20 protein-coding genes are annotated in these 20,299 nt (G+C 72.5%); 10 read left to right on the top strand and 10 right to left on the bottom strand.

The annotated features are described in order from the left end of the window. Positions 1 to 29 precede the first annotated feature (29 nt). Positions 30 to 674: a MerR family transcriptional regulator gene (locus tag ACZ5NW_RS30265; protein ID WP_468747142.1), complete on the bottom strand. Its 645-nt coding sequence runs from the start codon at positions 672 to 674 to the stop codon at positions 30 to 32. Positions 675 to 807: 133 nt separating this feature from the next. On the opposite strand from ACZ5NW_RS30265, the gene ACZ5NW_RS30260 reads away from it, so the two are divergent. The 4 genes from ACZ5NW_RS30260 (at position 808) to ACZ5NW_RS30245 (ending at position 4,686) form a co-directional block, all read left to right on the top strand. Then, complete coding sequence (locus tag ACZ5NW_RS30260; RefSeq protein ID WP_468747141.1) at positions 808 to 2,463, top strand: flavin-containing monooxygenase; 1,656 nt, start codon at positions 808 to 810, stop codon at positions 2,461 to 2,463. Continuing rightward, positions 2,460 to 3,425 carry an alpha/beta fold hydrolase gene (locus tag ACZ5NW_RS30255; RefSeq protein ID WP_468747140.1) on the top strand — a complete coding sequence of 322 codons (966 nt, stop codon included), beginning with the start codon at positions 2,460 to 2,462 and terminating at the stop codon, positions 3,423 to 3,425. The genes ACZ5NW_RS30260 and ACZ5NW_RS30255 overlap by 4 nt, the downstream gene beginning before the upstream one ends. Next, the gene (locus tag ACZ5NW_RS30250; protein WP_468747139.1) at positions 3,422 to 4,306 is read left to right on the top strand and encodes an SDR family oxidoreductase; all 885 of its coding nucleotides are present in this window, start codon (positions 3,422 to 3,424) and stop codon (positions 4,304 to 4,306) included. The genes ACZ5NW_RS30255 and ACZ5NW_RS30250 overlap by 4 nt, the downstream gene beginning before the upstream one ends. Before the next feature lie 185 nt (positions 4,307 to 4,491). After that, a complete protein-coding gene (locus ACZ5NW_RS30245) occupies positions 4,492 to 4,686 on the top strand; it encodes a hypothetical protein (RefSeq protein ID WP_468747138.1) in 195 nt (64 codons plus the stop codon). A 68-nt stretch (positions 4,687 to 4,754) separates the two neighbouring features. On the opposite strand, the gene ACZ5NW_RS30240 is transcribed toward ACZ5NW_RS30245, so the two are convergent. After that, positions 4,755 to 8,081, bottom strand: coding sequence for a S41 family peptidase (locus ACZ5NW_RS30240; RefSeq protein WP_468747137.1), 3,327 nt, complete (start codon positions 8,079 to 8,081; stop codon positions 4,755 to 4,757). Positions 8,082 to 8,300: 219 nt separating this feature from the next. Here ACZ5NW_RS30240 and ACZ5NW_RS30235 point away from each other — a divergent pair, with 219 nt between their 5' ends. The 5 genes from ACZ5NW_RS30235 to ACZ5NW_RS30215 all read left to right on the top strand — a co-directional run bounded on the left by ACZ5NW_RS30235 (position 8,301) and on the right by ACZ5NW_RS30215 (position 13,130). Next, positions 8,301 to 8,903: a TetR/AcrR family transcriptional regulator gene (locus ACZ5NW_RS30235; protein WP_468747136.1), complete on the top strand. Its 603-nt coding sequence runs from the start codon at positions 8,301 to 8,303 to the stop codon at positions 8,901 to 8,903. A gap of 143 nt (positions 8,904 to 9,046) precedes the next feature. Further along, positions 9,047 to 11,281 carry an MMPL family transporter gene (locus ACZ5NW_RS30230; RefSeq protein WP_468747135.1) on the top strand — a complete coding sequence of 745 codons (2,235 nt, stop codon included), beginning with the start codon at positions 9,047 to 9,049 and terminating at the stop codon, positions 11,279 to 11,281. Positions 11,282 to 11,430: 149 nt separating this feature from the next. Continuing rightward, on the top strand, positions 11,431 to 11,730 hold the full coding sequence (locus tag ACZ5NW_RS30225) for a hypothetical protein (protein ID WP_468747134.1): 300 nt from the start codon (positions 11,431 to 11,433) through the stop codon (positions 11,728 to 11,730). Positions 11,731 to 11,796: 66 nt separating this feature from the next. Beyond that, positions 11,797 to 12,288, top strand: coding sequence for a YbaK/EbsC family protein (locus tag ACZ5NW_RS30220; protein WP_468747133.1), 492 nt, complete (start codon positions 11,797 to 11,799; stop codon positions 12,286 to 12,288). Beyond that, complete coding sequence (locus ACZ5NW_RS30215; protein WP_468747132.1) at positions 12,285 to 13,130, top strand: EamA family transporter; 846 nt, start codon at positions 12,285 to 12,287, stop codon at positions 13,128 to 13,130. Before ACZ5NW_RS30220 ends, ACZ5NW_RS30215 begins: the two co-directional genes overlap by 4 nt. Here ACZ5NW_RS30215 and ACZ5NW_RS30210 read toward each other — a convergent pair whose 3' ends face one another. Together ACZ5NW_RS30210 and ACZ5NW_RS30205 are read right to left on the bottom strand one after the other, a co-directional pair. Next, entirely contained in the window at positions 13,131 to 13,928 is a 798-nt protein-coding gene (locus ACZ5NW_RS30210) for a TIGR03943 family putative permease subunit (RefSeq protein ID WP_468747131.1), read from the bottom strand. It lies immediately after the preceding gene. After that, positions 13,925 to 14,911, bottom strand: coding sequence for a permease (locus tag ACZ5NW_RS30205; protein WP_468747347.1), 987 nt, complete (start codon positions 14,909 to 14,911; stop codon positions 13,925 to 13,927). Before ACZ5NW_RS30205 ends, ACZ5NW_RS30210 begins: the two co-directional genes overlap by 4 nt. A 115-nt stretch (positions 14,912 to 15,026) precedes the next feature. Here ACZ5NW_RS30205 and ACZ5NW_RS30200 point away from each other — a divergent pair, with 115 nt between their 5' ends. Continuing rightward, positions 15,027 to 15,302: a DUF1876 domain-containing protein gene (locus ACZ5NW_RS30200; RefSeq protein WP_468747130.1), complete on the top strand. Its 276-nt coding sequence runs from the start codon at positions 15,027 to 15,029 to the stop codon at positions 15,300 to 15,302. A gap of 31 nt (positions 15,303 to 15,333) precedes the next feature. On the opposite strand, the gene ACZ5NW_RS30195 is transcribed toward ACZ5NW_RS30200, so the two are convergent. The 6 genes from ACZ5NW_RS30195 to ACZ5NW_RS30170 all read right to left on the bottom strand — a co-directional run bounded on the left by ACZ5NW_RS30195 (position 15,334) and on the right by ACZ5NW_RS30170 (position 20,247). Next, positions 15,334 to 16,497 (bottom strand): serine hydrolase domain-containing protein, encoded by a 1,164-nt coding sequence (locus ACZ5NW_RS30195; protein ID WP_468747129.1) that lies wholly within the window; start codon positions 16,495 to 16,497, stop codon positions 15,334 to 15,336. Positions 16,498 to 16,570: 73 nt separating this feature from the next. Next, positions 16,571 to 16,975: an organic hydroperoxide resistance protein gene (locus tag ACZ5NW_RS30190; protein ID WP_468747346.1), complete on the bottom strand. Its 405-nt coding sequence runs from the start codon at positions 16,973 to 16,975 to the stop codon at positions 16,571 to 16,573. A gap of 228 nt (positions 16,976 to 17,203) precedes the next feature. After that, complete coding sequence (locus tag ACZ5NW_RS30185) at positions 17,204 to 17,674, bottom strand: MarR family winged helix-turn-helix transcriptional regulator (protein ID WP_468747128.1); 471 nt, start codon at positions 17,672 to 17,674, stop codon at positions 17,204 to 17,206. Then, the gene (locus tag ACZ5NW_RS30180) at positions 17,671 to 18,432 is read right to left on the bottom strand and encodes an energy-coupling factor ABC transporter ATP-binding protein (RefSeq protein WP_468747127.1); all 762 of its coding nucleotides are present in this window, start codon (positions 18,430 to 18,432) and stop codon (positions 17,671 to 17,673) included. The genes ACZ5NW_RS30185 and ACZ5NW_RS30180 overlap by 4 nt, the downstream gene beginning before the upstream one ends. Further along, positions 18,420 to 19,181 (bottom strand): cobalt ECF transporter T component CbiQ, encoded by a 762-nt coding sequence (gene cbiQ, locus ACZ5NW_RS30175; RefSeq protein WP_468747126.1) that lies wholly within the window; start codon positions 19,179 to 19,181, stop codon positions 18,420 to 18,422. Before cbiQ ends, ACZ5NW_RS30180 begins: the two co-directional genes overlap by 13 nt. A 1-nt stretch (position 19,182) precedes the next feature. Continuing rightward, complete coding sequence (locus tag ACZ5NW_RS30170; protein ID WP_468747125.1) at positions 19,183 to 20,247, bottom strand: energy-coupling factor ABC transporter permease; 1,065 nt, start codon at positions 20,245 to 20,247, stop codon at positions 19,183 to 19,185. Between the last annotated feature and the right edge of the window lie 52 nt (positions 20,248 to 20,299).

Genomic DNA, 20,299 nt, shown 5'->3' with positions numbered 1-20,299 from the left:
GACGGCGCGCACGGCGCGCGGGTGTGGTGTCAGTCGCGGTCGCGCAACCTTCTGTCCAACGCCAGGGACAGTTCCGCCTCGACGACGCTGCGGGCCAGCGGGCGCAGGCGTCGCAGGTTCTCCTCGGGACCGTGGCGCAGGATCAGGTCGGTGAAGAGGGCGGCCAGGGCGTCGGCGTGGTCGCGGACCTGCTTGCCCGCCGCCAGGAGCTCCGCGAGGGGGACGCCCTCGCGGACCAGGGCCGAGGAGACGTCCAGGAGGCGGCGGCTGATGTGGACGATCTCGTCGCCGTCGGTGCCGAGATAGCCGAGGTCCAGTGCGGCGGCGAGGTTCTCCGGGGTGACCTCGCCCTCGAAGCGGGCGGCGAGTTCCTCTGGGGTGAGGCGGACCGGCTCCTCCTCGGTGGGGACGCCGACGCCGAGGAGGTCGGCGACGTCGCGGCCGTGGTCCAGGGCGTCCGCGAGTTCCGCGATTCCGTTCAGGGTGTGGCCGCGCTCCAGCAGTGCGGCGATCGTGCGCAGACGGGCCAGGTGATGGTCGTCGTACCACGCGATGCGGCCCTCGCGCCGGGGTGGCGGGAGGAGGCCCCGTTCGCGGTAGAAGCGCACGGTGCGCACCGTGATGCCGGCCAGCCCGGCCAGTTCCTCCATGCGGTATTCACGCTTGTCAGCCACGCCCGCACCTTAATTCGTACCAGCGGTAACTTTCCCGGGCTTGCCCCCTACCCATGAGTACGTCCCTCCTCTACTCTCCCCATTGCGCCAGTGTTCACTGGCAGAGTCCGATGCGATGCGTGGAGGCTACGGGATGGCCGAGCACGAACACGAGCATGTGCGGGTGGCGGTGATCGGGTCCGGATTCGGCGGGCTCGGGGCCGCCGTACGGCTGCGGCGCGAGGGGATCACCGACTTCGTCGTCCTGGAGCGGGCCGACAGCGTCGGTGGCACCTGGCGGGACAACAGCTATCCGGGGTGCGCGTGCGATGTGCCCTCCCACCTGTACTCGTTCTCCTTCGCGCCGAATCCCGAGTGGCCGCGCACCTTCTCCGGGCAGCGGCACATCCGCGCCTACCTCGAACACGTCACCGACGTCTTCGGGCTGCGACGCCACATCCGTTTCGACTCCGAGGTGAAGCGGATGGCGTGGAACGCCGACCGGCTGTGCTGGGACATCGAGACCGCGAGCGGCGACCTCTCGGCCGACGTCGTCGTCTCCGCCACCGGGCCGCTGTCCGACCCGAAGATCCCGGACGTCCCGGGGCTGGACTCCTTCCCCGGCGAGGTCTTCCACTCCGCCCGCTGGAACCACGACTACGACCTCACCGGCAAGCGGGTCGCCATGGTCGGCACCGGCGCCTCCGCCATCCAGATCGTGCCCGCCATCCAGCCCAAGGTCGGGCGTCTCATGCTCTTCCAGCGCACGCCGCCCTGGGTGATGCCCCGCGTCGACCGCGCCATCAGCGGTTTCGAGCGGTCCGTGCACCGGGCGCTGCCCTTCACCACCCAGGTGCGCCGAGGACTGCTGTGGGGCATCCGGGAGCTGCAGGTCCAGGCGTTCACCAAGCACCCCGACGAACTCGGGCTCGTCGAGCGGCTCGCCCAGCGCAACATGGCGCGCGCCATCAAGGACCCGGCGCTGCGGGCCAAGCTCACGCCCGACTACCGCATCGGGTGCAAGCGGATCCTGCTGTCCAGCGAGTACTACCCGGCGCTCGCCCGCCCGAATGTCGATGTGGTCGCCGGGGGGCTCAGCGAGGTCCGCGGGTCGACCCTCGTCGCCGCGGACGGCAGCGAGGCCGAGGTCGACGCGATCATCTTCGGTACGGGCTTCCACGTGACCGACATGCCCATCGCCGAGCGGGTCGTGGGCGCGGACGGGCGGACCCTCGCCGAGGCGTGGGCGGGCGGAATGGAGGCCCTGCGGGGCGCCTCCGCCGCCGGCTTCCCCAACTGGATGACGATCATCGGGCCCAACACGGGGCTCGGGAACTCCTCCATGATCCTCATGATCGAGTCCCAGCTGAACTACATGGCCGACTACCTCCGCCAGCTCGACGTCCTCGGCGGCCGCGCCGCGCTCGACGCCCGGCCGAGCGCCGTGCACGCCTGGAACCGGCGCGTACAGGAGCGCATGAAGCGGACGGTGTGGAACACGGGCGGCTGCACCAGCTGGTACCTCGACACCAACGGGCGCAACACCACGATCTGGCCCGGTACGACGGGGGAGTTCCGGCGGGCCACGCGGCGCGTGGACCTCGGGGAGTATCAGGTGCTGCGGGCGCGCGCGGGCGGTGTGCGCGCCGGCGTGAAGACTTCTTCGGGCGCCGCCTCCGGTGACGCGCGCCCCGACATACGCCCCACCACACGCCCCACCGCACGCCCCACCGCACGCCCCACCACACGCCCCAGCGACGCCGACAGCGCCGCGAGCGCCGCCCCCGCCGGCGCGGAGGTCGCCCAGTGAGCCCCCTGCCGCACGTGGTCTCCGGACCCTACGCCCCGCCCGCGCCCGTGCGGGAGCTCACCGTCGTATCGGCCGACGGCGCACGTCTGCACGTAGAGGCGCATGGGCCCGAGGACGCGCCCGCTGTCGTGCTCGCCCACGGGTGGACCTGTTCCACCGCCTTCTGGGCGGCGCAGATCCGGGACCTGGCGGTCGATCACCGGGTCATCGCGTACGACCAGCGCGGGCACGGGCGGAGTCCGGCGAGTGACGGGTGCGGTACCGACGCGCTCGCCGACGACCTGGAGGCGGTCCTGCTCGCGACGCTCGCGCCCGGGCAGAAGGCGGTGATCGCCGGGCATTCGATGGGCGGGATGACGGTCATGGCGGCGGCGACGCGGCCGGCGTTCCGGGCGCATGCGGCGGCGGTGCTGCTGTGCAGTACGGGCAGTTCGCGGCTGGTGGCCGAGGCGACCGTCGTCCCGATACGCGCCGGTCGACTCAGGACCTGGCTGACGCGCCACATCCTCGGTTCGCGCGCCCCCCTCGGACCCGTCACGCCCCTGGCGCGGCGGATCCTGAAGTTCGGGACGATGGGCCCCGGTTCGGCGCCGCACATGGTGGAGGCGTGCGCGCGGATCGTGCACGCCTGTCCGCGCACCGTGCGCCACACCTGGTCGCAGGTGCTCGCCCTGCTGGATCTCGATCACGGGGTGCGGGAGTTGGCCGTGCCGACGGCGGTCGTCGTGGGGACGGCGGACCGGCTCACGCCGCCGGCGCAGGCACGGGCGCTCGTCGCCGCGCTGCCGCACTGCGTCGGCCTCACGGAGCTGCCCGGACTCGGCCACATGACCCCGATCGAGGCGCCCGAACTGGTGACCGCCACGATCCGGGAACTCGTCACGGCGTACGCCGCCACGGACACGGCCACCGGGGCCGACCCGGACCGCACACCCCACACGCACGTCAAGGAGGGCGCATGAGCAGGGTCAGTCTGGAGGGGCAGGTCGCGGTCGTCACCGGGGCGGCGCGCGGCGTGGGCGAGCTGCTCGCCCGCAAGCTCTCCGCGCGCGGGGCGAAGGTCGCGCTGGTCGGGCTGGAGCCGGACGCGCTCAAGCAGGTCTCGGAGCGGCTGCACAGCGACAGCGACCACTGGTACGCCGACGTCACCGACCATGAGGCGATGGCGCGGGTCGCGCGGGAGGTGAAGGAGCGGTTCGGGAAGGTCGACATCGTCGTCGCCAACGCCGGCGTCGCCACGGGCGGGCCCTTCGCCGACTCGGATCCGGAGGCCTGGCGGCGGGTCATCGAGGTCAACCTCATCGGCTCGGCCGTCACCGCGCGCGCGTTCCTGCCCGTCCTGCGGGAGAGCCGCGGCTATCTGCTCCAGATCGCCTCCCTCGCCGCGATCACGCCGGCGCCGATGATGACGGCGTACTGCGCGTCCAAGTCGGGCGTGGAGGCGTACGCGCACAGTTTGCGCGCCGAGGTCGGCCACCAGGGCGTGAAGGTCGGCGTGGGCTACCTCTCCTGGACCGACACCGACATGGTGCGCGGCGCGGACCAGGACGACGTCATGCGGGAGCTCAGGAAGCGGCTGCCGTGGCCGTCGAACAAGACGTATCCGCTGGGGCCGGCCGTCGACCGTTTCGTCGCCGGGATCGAGCGGCGCTCCAGCCATGTGTACGGACAGTGGTGGCTGCGCGGGATGCAGGGCGTACGCGGCTATCTGCCCGCGATCATCGGCACGGTGGGGCAGCGGGAGATGCGGCGGTTCGAACCGAGGCTGCGCGGCATGCGGACGGGGCTGGTCGGGGCGGGCGGCGCGGCGGATGAGGAGGCGCGCGCCACGCGGCGTACGTGACGCGGGAGTTGGCCGGTCCCGACGGCGTCCTCGATGCCGGGCCCGCTCGGTTCGGGGGGCTCTTCCGAAAGCCGGATCACTGTGCGTGACTGATCGACATGCAGAGCGTTGCCGCCCGTGTGAATCTGGTCGAGGCCCCGATGCGGGGCCCCAACCCCCCTCACCCACCACGGGAGTGAACCCACATGGGTATGAAGGACAAGTTCCAGGACCAGACCGAGCAGTGGCAGCAGCAGGCCAAGCAGAAGATGGAGCAGGCCAAGGAGCAGGCCAAGCGCCAGGGCCAGGGCCGCCAGGGTCAGGGCCGTCCGCGCGACGAGGAGAAGTCGCGTGAACAGCAGGAGGCGCAGGACCGGTTCGACCAGGACTACGACGCGTAGCCGCTGCGCTCGGCTTGGTTGATGAGCATGGGGTGCCCTGTTGTCCGGGGCACCCCATGTCCTTGTTTCTACATGCGGGGCGGGAGCTTCGGGCGGGCTCTGTTCGGGACGTTCTCGTAGGTCGGGGGTGTCGCCGGAGGGGTCGTTTCCAGGAGGTCCAGGGCGAGGCGGATCGCGTCGTCCAGTTGGGCGTGGCGGCCCTCCGCCCAGTCCAGCGGGGTACGCAGTATCTCCAGGTCGGGGGTCACGCCCCGGTTCTCGATGGACCAGCCGTACGCGTCGAACCACGCCGCGTTCATCGGTACGGTGATCACCGTGCCGTCCCCGAGCTGATGGCGGCCGGTCATGCCGACGACACCGCCCCAGGTGCGCTGGCCGACGACCGGGCCCAGTTTCAGCAGTTTGAAGGCGGCCGTGATCATGTCGCCGTCGGAGGAGGTCGCCTCGTCCGCGAGGGCCACCACCGGGCCCCGGGGGGCGTTGGAGGCGTACGACACCGGCTGGGCGTTGCGGGTCAGGTCCCAGCCGAGGATGGTGCGGGTCAGCTTCTCCACGACCAGTTCGCTGATGTGGCCGCCCGCGTTGCCGCGCACGTCCACGATCAGCGCGGGCCGGGACATCTCCATCCGCAGGTCGCGGTTGAACTGCGCCCAGCCCGAGCCGCCCATGTCCGGGATGTGCAGATAGCCGCACCGGCCGCCGCTCAACTCCCGTACGACCGCGCGCCGTTTGGCCACCCAGTCCTGGTACCGCAGGGGCCGCTCGTCCATCAGGGGGACGACCGCCACCCGGCGGGGCAGCCCGGACTCGGGAGGGCCCTGGGTGAACGTCAGCTCCACCGTCGTTCCCCCCGCCCCCGCCAGCAGCGGATACGGCCCGCTCACCGGATCCACCGGCCGCCCGTCCACGTGGGTCAGCACGGCCCCCTCCCGGATGCCCGTTCCCGCGAGCGGCGACCGCGCCTTGGAGTCCGAGGAGTCGCCCGGCAGGATCCGCTTCACCACCCAACGGCCGTCCCGGCACACGAAGTTCGCGCCCAGCAGCCCCTGCCGGCGCTGATAGTGCGGTGGCCCCTCGTTGCGCCGCGCGGGGCTGACGTACGCGTGCGAGGTGCCCAGTTCGCCGAGCACCTCGCGCAGCAGATCGGCGAACTCGTCGGGGGACGCGACCCGTTCGACCAGCGGACGGTACTGGTCGAGCACCGCCTCCCAGTCGATCCCGCACATCCCGGGATCCCAGAAGTACGCCCGGATGAGCCGGCCGGCCTCCTCGTACGCCTGGCGCCACTCCGCGCCCGGATCCACCTCGTGCAGGATGCGCCGCGCGTCGATCCAGACCGTCGAGTCGCTGTCGCCGGACTCGGTCGACGGTACGGCCCGCAGGTCGCCCTCGTCGACGACGACCAGCCGGGTGCCGTCGCCGCTCACCCCGAACCAGTCGAGATGGTCGACGAGTTCGGACTTGCGCGCCTTGGTGATGTTGAAGTGTTCGAGGGTCGGACGGCCGCTGGTGTCGTCCGGGTTGGCGAAGGTCTCGCCCAGCGCGCCGGAGATCGGCCAGCGCAGCCACACCAGGCCGCCGCCCGCGACGGGGTGGAGGGCGGAGTACTTGGAGGCGCTGACCGGGAAGGGCGTGACGCGGCTCTCCAGGCCCTCGATCTCCACGGTGACCGCGCCGTCCGCGCCCTCGTCCTCCAGCGGGTCCAGGCCCCCGGCGGCCGGCCGGCCCTCCGGGTTCAGCGCGAAGGGGGACGGCGTCGCGGAGGAGAGGGGCACGAGGTAGGGGCGGCAGCCCAGCGGGAAGGACAGGTCGCCGGTGTGGACGTCGTACACCGGGTCGAAGCCGCGCCAGGACAGGAACGCCAGGAAGCGGCCGTCCCGCGTGAACACCGGGTTCTCGTCCTCGAACCGGCCGTTGGTGACATCGACGATCAGCCGCTCGGCCGAAACGCCGTCACCGGGGGCGGGGGAGCCGCCGTCAGGGTTGCTGGAGCCGTTGGAGCCGCCCGTGGAGCCGATCCGTGCGATCTTGATCTGCCGCAGTGAGCGCCCGATCCCCGGATGCGACCACGTCAGCCAGGCGCCGTCCGGCGAGAAGGCCAGGTCCCGCACGGGCCCGTTGACGGAATGGATCAGCTCGTCGACCTCACCGCCGGAGCCCTCCTCACCCTCCTCCCCATCCGCCTCCTCCGTCGTATCGAGAAGCAGCAGCCGTCCGTCGTGCGAGGCGAGGGCGAGGCGTTCGCCCTGGGGGTCGGACACCATCTCCAGGACCCGTCCCAGCCGTCCGGAGGCGAGCCGGCGCGGGGGGCGGTGGCCGGTGGCCCGGGGGAGATGGGCGATCTCGACCGCGTCCTCGCCGTCCGCGTCGGTGACGTAGGCGACCCGGCCGCCCGAGCCGAGCATCTCGGGGAGCCGTACCCGTACGCCCGGCGTGTCGGTGAGGGTGCGGGCGGGGCCGTCGCGGTGGGTCAGCCAGTACAGACTGCCGCGCACGACGACGGCGCTGGCCCGCCCCGTCTCGTCGACCGACAGCCCGTCGATGTGATGGGCGGCCGGGATCTGGTACGGCCGCCGCCCCGCGCGCGGGCCGCTGAGCCGTACGTCGAGGCGGCGCGGCTCGGAGTCGGCGGCGAGGTCGTCGACGATCCAGAGGTCGCCGGCGCACTGGTAGACGACGCGGGTGCCGTCACTGGCGGCGTGCCGGGCGTAGAAGGCGTCGTGGTCGGTGTGGCGGCGCAGGTCGGATCCGTCGTACGCGCAGGAGTAGAGGTTGCCGACGCCCTCGTGGTCGGAGAGGAAGGCGATCCGGTCGCCGACGAACAGGGGGGAGGCGAGGTGGCCGTCGATGTCTTCGAGGAGCCGTTCGCCGTGCAGCCACAGCCGGCCCGTGGCGCCGCCCCGGTACCGCTTCCAGGACGCGGGTTCGTGCGGCGGGGTGCCGGTGAGCAGGAGGGTGCGGCGCTCGCCCTCGACGTCGGCGACCTGGATGTCGGAGACCGGGCCCCAGGGCAGCTTGCGGCCGGGGTCGCCGTCGGGGGTGACCTTGTAGGCCCAGGTGAAGTACGAGAAGGGCTCGCCGTGGGAGGCGACGGCGAGGATGTCGCCGTCGGGGGTCCAGCCGCAGACCTGGGTGTCCGGGCTGCCCCAGTACGTCAGCCGGCTGCTCGGGCCGCCGTCCACCGGGACCAGGTGGATCTCCGGGACGAGGCTGCGCCAGCTCGTGTACGCGATCCGGTCGCCGTCGGGGGAGAGGCGGGGGTGGCCCAGTTTCGCGCGGTCCACGGTGAGCCGCCAGGCGCGGCCGGGGCCGTCCAGCGGGGCCAGCCAGAGGTCGTCCTCCGCCACGAAGCACAGCAGGTCGCCGCTGATGTGCGGCAGGCGCAGATAGCTCACCTCCCCATGCTTTTCCGCCCGGAGGCCCCGGGCAACTCGTACGGCGCTTCGAACGGCGCGGAGCGCACGCCCCGTCACCCCGGCCCATCGCGCCCTCCTTATGTCCCCTTCACATACGTGACCCAGCGCACGTACGAAACTGTTTCGTTTCTTTGAGGGCCAGGGTATCGTCGTCTCTGTACGAAGCACCTACGGGTGACGCGGAGAGGAGAGTGTGGGATGACCGAGGTCGCCGTGGCGCGTCGCAGTCGGCTCACCCCCGAGCGCGAGGCCGAGCTGTACAAGGCCGTGCTCGACCTGCTCCGCGAGGTCGGTTACGACGCCCTCACCATGGACGCCGTCGCCGCCCGTACCCGGTCCAGCAAGGCCACGCTCTACCGCCAGTGGGGCGGCAAGGCCGAACTGGTCGCGAAGGCGGTGCGGCACAACAAGCCGGGCGGTGACCTGGGCGAGGTCGACACGGGCTCGCTCAAGGGAGACCTGCACGCGCTCACGATGCGCTCGGACGACTGCGAGATGGAGCAGAACGCCGCACTGATGCGCGGTCTGGCCATGGCGGTCCACGGCAACCCGGACCTCCTCAACGCGTTCCGGGAGCATCTGATCGAACCGGAGATGGCGGAGTTCCGCCGCGTGCTGCAACGGGCCGTCGACCGGGGCGAGGTCCGCCCGGACAACCCGGCGATCGACTACATCATGCACATGATGATCGGCGGTTTCGCCGCGCGCACGATGATCGACAAGCTGCCGCCGACCCGGGACTTCCTCCTCTCGTACATCGACGCCGTGGTCCTCCCCGCCCTCGGCGCTCCCACCGCCTGAGCCCCCGGCACCCGCAGCACCCCGCACCACCCCGTAGCACCTGACGCGCACCGCTCACGTCGTCGGGCCGATCACTCCTGCCACCCAGCGGGTTGATCACCCCTGCCCTGAACACCCCACGACCTGACCGGGAGTACGCCCTCGTGGCCACGTTCCTCTATCGCCTCGGCCGGTTCGCCTTCCGGCGACGGCATGTCGTCGCCCTGATCTGGGTGGCGCTGCTGACGCTCGCAGGCGTCGGCGCCGCCAGCGCGCCCGCCGCCGGCAACTCGTCCTTCTCCATCCCCGGTACGGAGGCCCAGAAGGCCTTCGACCTGCTGGAACAGCGCTTCCCCGGGATGAGCGCCGACGGCGCCACCGCCCGGGTCGTCTTCAAGGCCCCGGCCGGCGAGAAGATGACGGACGCCGACAACAAGGCGACCGTCGAGAAGACCGTCAAGGAGCTGTCCGACGGCTCCGAGGTGGTCTCCGTCGCCGACCCCTACACCGGCCACGCCGTCAGCAAGGACGGCTCGGTCGCGTACGCGTCCGTGAAGTACAAGGTCTCCGGCATGGAGCTGGAGGACGCCTCGCGGGACGCCCTGGAGAAGGCCGCGCAGGACGCGCGGAGCGCGGGCCTGACCGTCGAGGTGGGCGGTGACGCCCTCAACACCACCCCGGAGACCGGCGCCACGGAGATCATCGGCATCGCGGTCGCCGCGGTGGTCCTGGTGATCACCTTCGGCTCGCTGATCGCGGCGGGCATGCCGCTGCTGACGGCGATCATCGGCGTGGGCATCGGCGTCTCGTCGATCACCGCGCTCGCGAGCACCCTGGACCTCGGCTCCACCACGTCCACCCTCGCCTCGATGATCGGTCTGGCGGTCGGTATCGACTACGCCCTGTTCGTCGTCTCCCGGTACCGCGCCGAGCTGGCGGAGGGCCGGGAACGCGAGGAGGCGGCCGGCCGGGCCGTCGGCACGGCGGGCTCGGCGGTGGTCTTCGCCGGTCTCACCGTCGTCATCGCCCTGGTCGGGCTGTCGGTCGTCAACATCCCGATGCTGACCAAGATGGGCGTCGCGGCGGCCGGCACGGTCGCGATCGCGGTCCTCATCGCGCTGACGATGATCCCGGCGCTGCTCGGCTTCGCCGGCCGCAAGGTGATGCCGGCGGGCCAGAAGAGCAAGCTGCTGGGCGGCGGTCGCGCGCGGAAGAAGGACGGTGCGGGCAAGGACCGCCCGAACATGGGCACCCGCTGGGCGAGCTTCGTCGTACGGCGCCCCGTGGCCGTCCTGCTCCTCGGCGTCGTGGGCCTGGGCGCGGCGGCGATCCCCGCGGGCTCCCTCGAACTCGGCCTGCCGGACGACGGCTCGCAGCCGACGTCGACGACGCAGCGGCGGGCGTACGACCTGCTGTCGGAGGGCTTCGGGGCCGGCTTCAACGGGCCGCTGATGGTCGTGGTCGACGCGAAGGGAAGCGACGACCCGAAGGCGGCCTTCCAGAAGGTCGACGACGAGATCAAGGGCCTGAAGAACGTCGTGACGGTGACCCCGGCGGCACCGAACAAGGCGGGCGACACGGCGACCATCACGGTCATCCCGTCCTCGAAGCCGTCCTCCACGACCACCGAGGACCTGGTCCACTCCATCCGCGACAAGGGCGCGGACATCAAGTCCGGCACGGACGCCGACGTCCTGGTCACCGGCACGACGGCGATGAACATCGACTTCTCGCAGAAGCTGAACGACGCGCTGATCCCGTACCTGGCGCTCGTGGTGGGCCTGGCCTTCCTCCTGCTGATCGTGGTGTTCCGGTCGATCCTGGTTCCGCTGAAGGCGGCGCTCGGCTTCCTGCTCAGCGTGATGGCGGCGCTCGGCGCGGTGGTCGCGGTGTTCCAGTGGGGCTGGCTGTCCGGCCTCATGGGCGTCGAGGAGACCGGCCCGATCATGTCGATGATGCCGATCTTCATGGTGGGTGTCGTCTTCGGCCTGGCCATGGACTACGAGGTGTTCCTCGTGACCCGGATGCGGGAGGCGTACGTCCACGGCGAGAGTCCGAGCCAGGCCGTGGTGACCGGGTTCAAGCACGGCGCGCGGGTCGTCACGGCCGCGGCCGTGATCATGATCGCGGTGTTCTCCGGCTTCATCGGCTCGTCCGAGTCGATGATCAAGATGATCGGCTTCGGCCTCGCGGTCGCGGTGTTCTTCGACGCGTTCATCGTGCGGATGGCGATCGTCCCGGCGGTCCTGGCGCTGCTCGGCAAGCGGGCCTGGTGGCTGCCGAAGTGGCTGGACCGCGCCCTGCCGAACGTCGACGTCGAGGGCGAGGGCCTGCGCACGGAGGCCGACCGCCTGAAGGGCGCCGAGAGCGACGGCGACAAGGAGCTGGTCCGCGCGTGACGCGCGAGCTCCTGTGAAGGACGGCCGGTGAGGGATCCGTGGGGACGGGGCACCCTCACCGGCTTCTTCGCGCACGCGCGCACCGCGCCTGCTGGCCCCCCGGGGCGCACGGGGCGCACTGGGCGCACGGTGCGCGCACCTAGCGCCGGATGAGTAGCCGTGCGGCCGGCGTGCTGTGGACGCTGATCTACGTCTCGATCGGCTGGCTGACCGCCCTGGTCGGCCTCGTGGCGGTGTGGTCCCGGGCGGACGGGGCGAGCTGGTCGGAGGTCGGGAACGTCGTGCTCCCGTACCTCCTGGCCCTGCTCGCCGGCGCCCTCCTGCTGACGGCCCTGGCCTTCGCGCCCGGCGTGCGCCGTCTCTCCGCGGCCACCCGCCTGCTCCTGCTGGGACTCCTCGCCTCCCCGACGGTGGCCGTCGCCGGGTACGCGTGGATCGCGACGGGCTGAGCGCGGGCCGGGCCGGTCGGCGTAACCCGGTCGCCTGCCCCGTACACCGACCGCTACCGTGCGGGCATGACATCGACCGGTGCTCATCCCCGTTTCGCCGAAGCCCTGCGTGACCTGGAGCTGGGGGAGGTGGTGGCGCGGGTAAGGCGGTTCCCGGACGGGACCCGTACCGCCGCCGAGGCGGCCGCCGCGATCGGGTGCGAACTGAGCCAGATCTGCAAGTCGCTGGTCTTCGCCGCCGACGGGGTGCCCGTGCTGGTGCTCATGGACGGGGCGTCCCGCGTCGACGTGGAGCTGGTGCGGGAGGCGCTCGGCGTCGAGCGGGTGACGCGGGCGGACGCCGCCGTCGTACGGGAGACCACCGGGTACGCCATCGGCGGGGTGCCCCCGTTCGGGCACCGCACGCGCACGCGTGTGCTCGCGGACCGCGGACTGCTCGCGCACGACGTCGTATGGGCGGCCGCCGGGAATCCGCACGCCGTCTTCCCCATGGCTCCCGCCGCGCTCGTCGAGCGGGCCGGCGCGACCCTCGTGGACGTGCGCGAGCGCGACGCGTGACCCCCCTCGTCACCGCGGCCGTCCTGCTCGCGGCCGTCACCCACGCCGGCTGGAACGCCCTCGCCCACCGCATCGACGACAAGCTCGTCGGCTTCACGCTCATCGCGGGCGGCGGGACGCTCATCGGGCTCGCGCTGCTGCCCTTCACCGCGGTCCCGGCGGCCGGCGCCTGGCCGTACCTGGTCGCCTCCGCCGTCATCCACGTCGCCTACTACCTGCTGCTCATGCGCTCGTTCCGGCTCGGCGACTTCGGCCAGGCCTACCCCATCGCGCGCGGGTCCGCGCCCCTCGTCGTCACCCTCCTCGCCGCCCTGTTCGCCCACGAGGTGCCCGACGGCTGGGCCGCCGCGGGGATCGCCCTGTCCTGCGTGGGCCTGACCGGCGTCGCCGTGTGGGGGCTGCGCGGCCGGCGGCCGAACTGGGCGGCGATCGGCGCCGCGCTCGCGACGGGGCTCACCATCGCCGCGTACACCGTCGTCGACGGGCTCGGTGTGCGCGCCTCCGGCTCCTCCCTCGGGTACATCGCCTGGCTGATGGCGATCGAGGGCTTCGTGATCCCGCTGTACGCCTGGTACCGCTGGCGCGGCGGGACCGTCGCCCGGCTGCGGCCCTTCGCCGCCGTGGGCCTGCTCGGCGCCGCGCTGTCGGTGAGCGCGTACGCGCTGGTGCTGTGGGCGCAGACGCGTGCCGAACTCGCCCCGATCGCCGCCCTGCGCGAGTCGTCCATCCTGGTGGGCGCGGCGATCGGCGCGGTCTTCTTCAAGGAGCGGTTCGGGGCGCCGCGCATCGCCGCCGCCGGGCTGCTGGTCGTCGGCATCGGGCTGATGCTGCACGCCGGGTGATCACGGGCCGGCGGCGAGGGGCAGCGCGTCCGTGTAGCCGTTCGTCGGGCGGTCGATCCTCGTCACCGTACGGGCGTCCAGGGCCACGTCGGCGGAGCTCGTGCCGAGGGTTCCGCCGGGGTGCCAGGTGCCGGTGACCGACACCCACGTGTCGGACTTCGGCGCGGGCACGCCGTGCACGGTCACCTTCACCGACTGGGCGTCCGCCGCACAGCAGTTGAGGATCAGTCGGGTGACGTACCAGTCGTCCGCGTCCTTGCCCGGGGTGACGAAGCCGGACAGCAGGACCGTCCGCCCCTGGATCGCCTTCGTACGGTCCTGGCGCACCCGGCGCGTGAAGTCGCCGAGCGTGAGGGGGAGCGGGGAGGTGGCGGGCAGCGGGTCGAAGTCCTCCTGATCGGTCGTGACGACCTGGGCGGACTCGCGGGAGGCGGTGTAGGCGCCGAGGGCGGGCGGGGCCAGCAGGAGCAGGCTGAGCGCGGGGAGGAAGAGCAGCCAGGCCACGCGGGGCGGGGCGGAGTGGTCGTGACCGTGGCCGTCGTCGTCCTGGTCGTGATCGTGGTCCCCGCCGCCCTCGACGTACGCGTGCGTGCGCGCGTCCCCCCGGTTCCGGTACGCCGACCTGTACCACGACCAGCCCTCCGCCAGTCCCAGGAGCAGCAGGACGACGCCCGACGTCACCAGCAGCGGGCGCATCCCCTCCTTGACGTACCGGAGGAAGACGTCGGTGAACAGCGCGGTCCGGAGCAGGCCGAGGCCGCTGAGCGCGAGGAGCAGGGCCTGCGCGGGACGTTTCACAGGAGGATCCCTCCGACGAGTGCGGCGCACAGGATCGCGACGACGGTCGTGGCGGCGGAGAAGCGGATCGCGAAGGCCCGCCCGAACGTTCCCGCCTGCAGCGCGATCAGCTTCAGGTCGACCATCGGCCCGACCACCATGAACGTCAGCCGCGCCACCGGCGAGAACCCGCTGAGCGAGGCGGCGACGAACGCGTCCGCCTCCGAGCACACCGCCAGCAGGATCGCGAGCGCGGCCAGGAACAGCACCGACAGCCACACCGACCCGGCGAAGGTGTCGAGGACGGAGCGGGGGACGGCCACGTTGAAGGTGGCCGCCGCCATGGCGCCCACGACCAGGAAGCCGCCGGCGTGCAGGAAGTCGTGCCGGAAGCCGTCGCGGAACTCGGCCCAGCGGCTGTGCCCCGGCCGGTGCCCGGTGTGCCGCACGACCGGCCGCAGCCACTCCTCCCGGCCCCGCCACAGCCACAGCCAGCCCATGACCGAGGCGACGGCCAGCGAGGCGACCAGACGGGCCACGACCATCTCCGGGCGGCCGGGGAAGGCGACGGCGGTGGCGGTGAGGACGATCGGGTTGACGGCCGGCGCGGACAGGAGGAAGGCGAAGGCGGCGGCCGGGGTGACCCCCCGCCCGATCAGGCTGCGCGCCACGGGCACGGAGGCGCACTCGCAGCCCGGCAGCACGACGCCCGCGATCCCGGCGACCGGCACGGCGAGCGCGGGCCGCTTCGGCAGCAGCCGGTGGAACACGGACGCGGGCACGAAGGCGTTGATGGCACCCGACAGCGCGGTGCCGAGCAGCAGGAAGGGCAGCGCCTGCACGGTGACGGCGAGACAGACCGTCCGCCACGCCTGCATCGCGGGCGTGTCCATGCCCCGCGTGGCGAGGACGAGCAGGGTGCCGGGGAGCACGGCCGCGCCCAGCAGGAGCAGGGGCCAGTGCCGCGGCCACGCGCGCGTGGAGTCGGGGGAGTCCGCGGCCATGCTCTCGACGCGCCCCTCCGCCGTTTCTGTCTGATGCATGGTCGGATCAACATACTGGGTGCGGCCGTCCGCCCGGAGGAGCACCCTGGAAGCAAGTCTTCCGGAGGTGATCGTCATGATGCACACCGCAGTGGGATGGCACATCGAGCTGGAGTTCAGGGAGGACGAGACGCACACGACCGCGGTGGCGCTGGTACGCCTGCCCGACGGCACCGAGGTACGGGCCCACGGCCACGCCAGCCGCCACCACACGGACTCCAATCAGCCAAGGGTCGGCGAGGAGATCGCGGGCGCCCGCGCGTTGAACGAGATCGCCATGCAGCTCCTGACGAAGGCGCACGGCGAGATCGACCAGGCTTCGGGCCGTACGTCGCACCCGATCAACGTGTGAGGGAGGGCTCCGCCGGGGCGGCGGTCGCGCCTCAGCCGGCGATCGCCGTCCGTACGGCGCGCAGCAGCGCCTGCGCGCGCGGGTCCGCCGTCACGCTCGTGCGGAAGCCGTTGGTGACATAGCCGAAGGCGATCCCCGACTCGGGATCGGCGAGCCCCAGCGCGCCGCCGCGGCCGGGGTGGCCGAAGGACGCCGGGGACAGGAGCGGGGAGGCCGCTCCGTGCAGCATGTAGCCGAGCCCGAAACGGGTGTTGACCACCAGGACCCGGTCGGGCCCCGCCGAGCGCTCGCCGCGCGCCAGCTCCACCGTCTCCGGCGTGAACAGCCGCGTCCCGCCGTCCACGTCGCCGATCAGCGCCGCGTACACGCGCGCGAGCCCGTCGGCGGTGGCGATGCCGTTGGAGGCGGGCAGGACCGCCGCCCGGTACGCGGGGTCGTTCTCGTCGGGCAGCGGGGTGATCGCGGCGAAGGCGCGGCGGGTGAGCGAGGCGGGGTCGGCGTAGGCGTCGACGACGGAGCGCTTGGGGCGCGTGCGCAGCGCGCCCGATGGCGCCGGCGCCTCCACCTGGCCCACGCGCCCCACCCGGTGCGCCTGCGCCGCCGGGAGCCCGAGCCAGAAGTCGGCGCCGGCCGGCCCGGCGATCTCCTCGGCGATCCATGCGCCGATCGACCGCCCGGTCACCCGCCGCACCAGTTCCCCGGTGAGCCAGCTGTACGTCTGCGCGTGATAGCCGTGGTCCGTGCCCGGCTCCCACGCGGGCGCCTGCGCGGCGACCGCCGCCGCGCCCAGCTCGGGGTCGGCGGCCTCGGCGGGCGTGAGCGGCCGGTCCAGCGCGGGCACGCCGACGCGGTGGGCGAGCAGGTCGCGCACCGTCGCGCGGTCCTTGCCGGCCGCCTTGAACTCAGGCCAGTACGTCCCCACCGGCGCGTCCAGGTCCAGCTCCCCGCGCTGACGCAGCAGCAGGAGTACGGCGGCGGCGACGCCCTTGGTGGCCGAGCGCACGATCTGCGCGGTGCCGGGCTCCCAGGGGGCCGTGCCGTCGACGTCCCGCGTCCCCGCCCACAGGTCGACGACCTTGTGCCCGTCCCGGTAGACGGCCACGGCCGCGCCCCGCTCGCCGAGCGTCTCGAAGTTGCGTAGGAACGCCTCCCCGACCGGCTCGAAGCCGCCGGCCACCGTGCCGTTCACATCCACGTCCGTACGTCCTCTCGGCTCGCCTTCGACCGTGGGGGAACGTCGGCGCCGCGCCTGCGATTCCTTCGTCCCGTCAGCCGAGAAGGATCGTTACATCGATGTTGCCGCGCGTGGCGTTGGAGTACGGGCACACCTCGTGCGCCGCGTCGACCAGCTGGGCGGCGATCTGCGCGTCCAGCACCGGCAGGGACACGCTCAGTGCCACGGCCAGTCCGTAGCCGCGGTGCTTGTTGGGGCCGATGCCGACCTTGGCGGCCACCGTGGAGCCGGTCAGGTCGTAGCCCGCGCGGTTGCCCACCAGGATCAGCGCGTTGTGGAAGCAGGCGCTGTAGCCGGCCGCGAACAACTGCTCGGGGTTCGTCCCGTTGCCGTCCCCGCCCAGGGCCGGCGGCATCGCCACCTTCAGATGGATCTGCCCGTCCTGGCTCGTCACATGGCCGTCCCGGCCCCCGTGCGCGGTCGCCTCGGCGACATACATGATCTTCGTGGGACGGGTGTCGACGGGACTCTCGACCCCAGCAGCTTCGACCACGACGGGACCTCCCCAGGGCAGCGTTCATACAAGTGTGCACAAGTACATCGCGCACAAGGTACCGACCGGTAGGTGGGGCAAAGCGGTGGGGGAGGGGGTAACTGCGGGTAACGGGGGGCGCGGTGGGCACCGCGCGCCAGGTGGGCCAGCGCGCGCCGGCGGGGGCGCCGTGGGCTACCGGGCGCGGTCCGCCGCGCCGTGCGCCTTCTCCGCGAGCCCCCACAACTCCTCGCGCAACCTCGCGACCTCCGCCATTTCCAGCCCTGTCGCCGTGAGCAGCGCGCCGGGCACGCGCGCCGCGCGCCCCTTGAGTTCCTCCCCGCGCCCGGTGCACGCGATCAGCACCGAGCGCTCGTCGTGGGGCGCGCGCTCCCGGCGGATCAGCCCCGCCGCCTCCAGCCGCTTCAGCAGCGGCGAGACCGTTCCGTAGTCGAGGCGGAGGGCGGCGGCCAGTTCCTTGACCGTCGTCTCGCCGCGTTCCCACAGGACGAGCAGGACGAGGTACTGGGGGTAGGTCAGCCCCAGCTCGTCGAGGACCGGGCGGTACGCGGCCGTCACCGCGCGCTGGGCCGCGTACAGCGCGAAGCACAGCTGCTGGTCGAGCAGCAGCGACCCGTACGCCAGGTCGTCGTCTTGACGCGTCACGCCCCCATTGTCACCGAGCGCGGGTCGAAGCCGAACGGCAGCTCCAGCCGATGGGCGCGCATCAGCGCGTCGTCGGCGAGCAGATCGGCCGTGCGCCCGTCCGCCGCGATCACGCCCTCGCTGAGGATCAGGGAGCGCGGGCACAGCTCCAGCGCGTACGGCAGGTCGTGCGTGACCATGAGCACGGTCACGTCCAGCGAGCGCAGGATGTCGGCGAGTTCACGGCGGGACGCCGGGTCCAGGTTGGACGACGGCTCGTCCAGGACCAGGATCTCCGGCTCCATCGCCAGCACGGTCGCCACGGCCACCCGCCGCCGCTGGCCGAACGACAGATGGTGCGGCGGACGGTCCTTGAAGTCCGCCATGCCGACCCGCGCCAGCGCGCGGTCCACCCGCTCCTCCAGCTCGGCGCCCTTGACCCCGGCGGCCGCAGGACCGAACGCCACGTCCTCGCGCACGGTCGGCATGAACAGCTGGTCGTCGGGGTCCTGGAAGACGATGCCGACCTTGCGCCGGATCTCGGCCATGTGCCGCTTGCCGACGGGCAGTCCGGCGACGGTCACCGTGCCGGCGCCCCCGGTGAGGATGCCGTTGAGGTGCAGCACGAGGGTGGTCTTGCCGGCGCCGTTGGGGCCGAGCAGCGCGACCCGCTCCCCGCGCGCGAGGGAGAAGTCCACGCCGAACAGGGCCTGGTGGCCGTCGGGGTAGGCGAAGGCGAGGCCGGAGACCTCCAGGGAAGCAGTACTCACAGGGTCCATCCCAGCAGACACACGACGAGGGCGGCGAGGGGGAGCGCGAGGGCGTACGACCACTGCGCCCGGGACGCGGTCACCTCGTCGATCACCGGCATGGACCCGGCGTACCCCCGGCTCACCATGGCCAGGTGCACGCGCTCCCCGCGCTCGTAGGAGCGGATGAACAGGGCGCCCGCCGACTTCGCGAGCACCCCCCAGTGCCGTACGCCCCGCGCCTCGAAACCGCGCGACTCGCGCGCGATCCGCATGCGCCGCATCTCGTCCGTGATGACATCGCCGTAGCGGATCATGAAGGACGCGATCTGCACGAGCAGCGGCGGGAGCTTGAGGCGCTGGAGGCCGAGGAGCAGCTCGCGCAGTTCCGTGGTGGAGGCGAGCAGCACCGACGCGGCGACGCCCAGGGTGCCCTTGGCGAGGACGTTCCAGGCGCCCCACAGGCCGCTCACGCTCAGGGACATCCCCAGCACGTCCACCCGCTCGCCCTCCGCGACGAACGGCATCAGGACCGCGAACGCGACGAACGGCACCTCGATCAGCAGCCGCCGCAGCAGGAATCCGGCCGGTACGCGCGCGTGGTACGCGACGAGGGCGAGCAGCGCGGCGTACAGCCCGAACGCCCACATCGCCTCGCGCGGCGTCGCCACGACGACCACGACGAACGCGAACGCGGCGGCGAGCTTGGTGTGCGGCGGCAGCGCGTGCACGCGGGTGTGCCCGTGCCGGTAGAGCCGGTGCGCGTGTCCGGCGCCCATGTCAGACGTTCTCCACCGTCGTGGCGGTGGGCGACGCGTCGTGCGTACGGCGCCGGCGCACGGCCCAGAAGACGGTGCTGCCCGCGACGGCGGTCACGCCCACGCCGATCACCCCCGCGAGCCCTCCGGACAGGCGCGCGTCCTGGACGTCCTTGACGCCGTAGTCGGCGAGCGGCGAGTCGCTGGAGGCGTGCTTCTCGGCCTTCCGGTCGATGCCCTGGTCGTGGGCGACCTTCTCCAGGCCGTCGGGGCTGGAGGAGGCGTAGTAGCTGACGAAGCCGGCCAGGACGAGCGAGGTGACGATTCCGGTCGCCCACAGCGCGCGGCGGGAGGTGCGCGCCGCGACGGGCGCCGTGCGCGCTCCCTGGGGGGCGGGCGCGTCCACGAGTTCGCCGTTCACGCGCAACTTCAGGCGCTGTCGCAGGTCGCGCGCGCCGTACACGAGATCCGGGCGCACGGCGATCACGGCGCCCACGGTCAGCGCGGTGATCGCGGCCTCACCGATCCCGATCAGCACATGCACGCCGATCATCGCGGCGGCGACCTTGCCGATCGACACGTCGGTGGTGCCGCCGACCGCGTAGAGGAAGGTGAAGACGACCGCGGCCGCGGGGACCGACAGCAGCGCCGCCACGAAGGACGCCACGGTGACGCCGCGCCGGGAGCGCGGGAGCAGCTTCACCAGGACGCGGAAGACGGTGTACGCCACGACCGTCGTCACGATGGCCATGTCGGTGATGTTCACGCCGAGCGCGGTCAGCCCGCCGTCGGCGAAGAGGATGCCCTGCATGAGCAGGACCACGGACACGCACAGCACCCCCGTGTACGGGCCCACCAGGATCGCCGCCAGCGCGCCGCCCAGCAGATGGCCGCTGGTGCCCGCGGCGACGGGGAAGTTGAGCATCTGTACGGCGAAGATGAACGCGGCCACCAGACCGGCCAGCGGCGCGGTCCGCTCGTCGAGCTCCCGGCGTGCGCCGCGCAGGCTCACGGCGATGGCGCTCGCGGCGACGACTCCGGTCACGGCGGAGGTCGGGGCGTTGATGAATCCGTCGGGTACGTGCACTGTTCGATGATAGTCGCTTGTTGCGAATCACTTGCAAGAGCGAGTTGATGGC

Source organism: Streptomyces sp. NPDC032126 (assembly GCF_055580085.1).
Note: the sequence above shows the minus strand (reverse complement) of the source record. Positions and strands in the feature narration are given on the sequence as shown.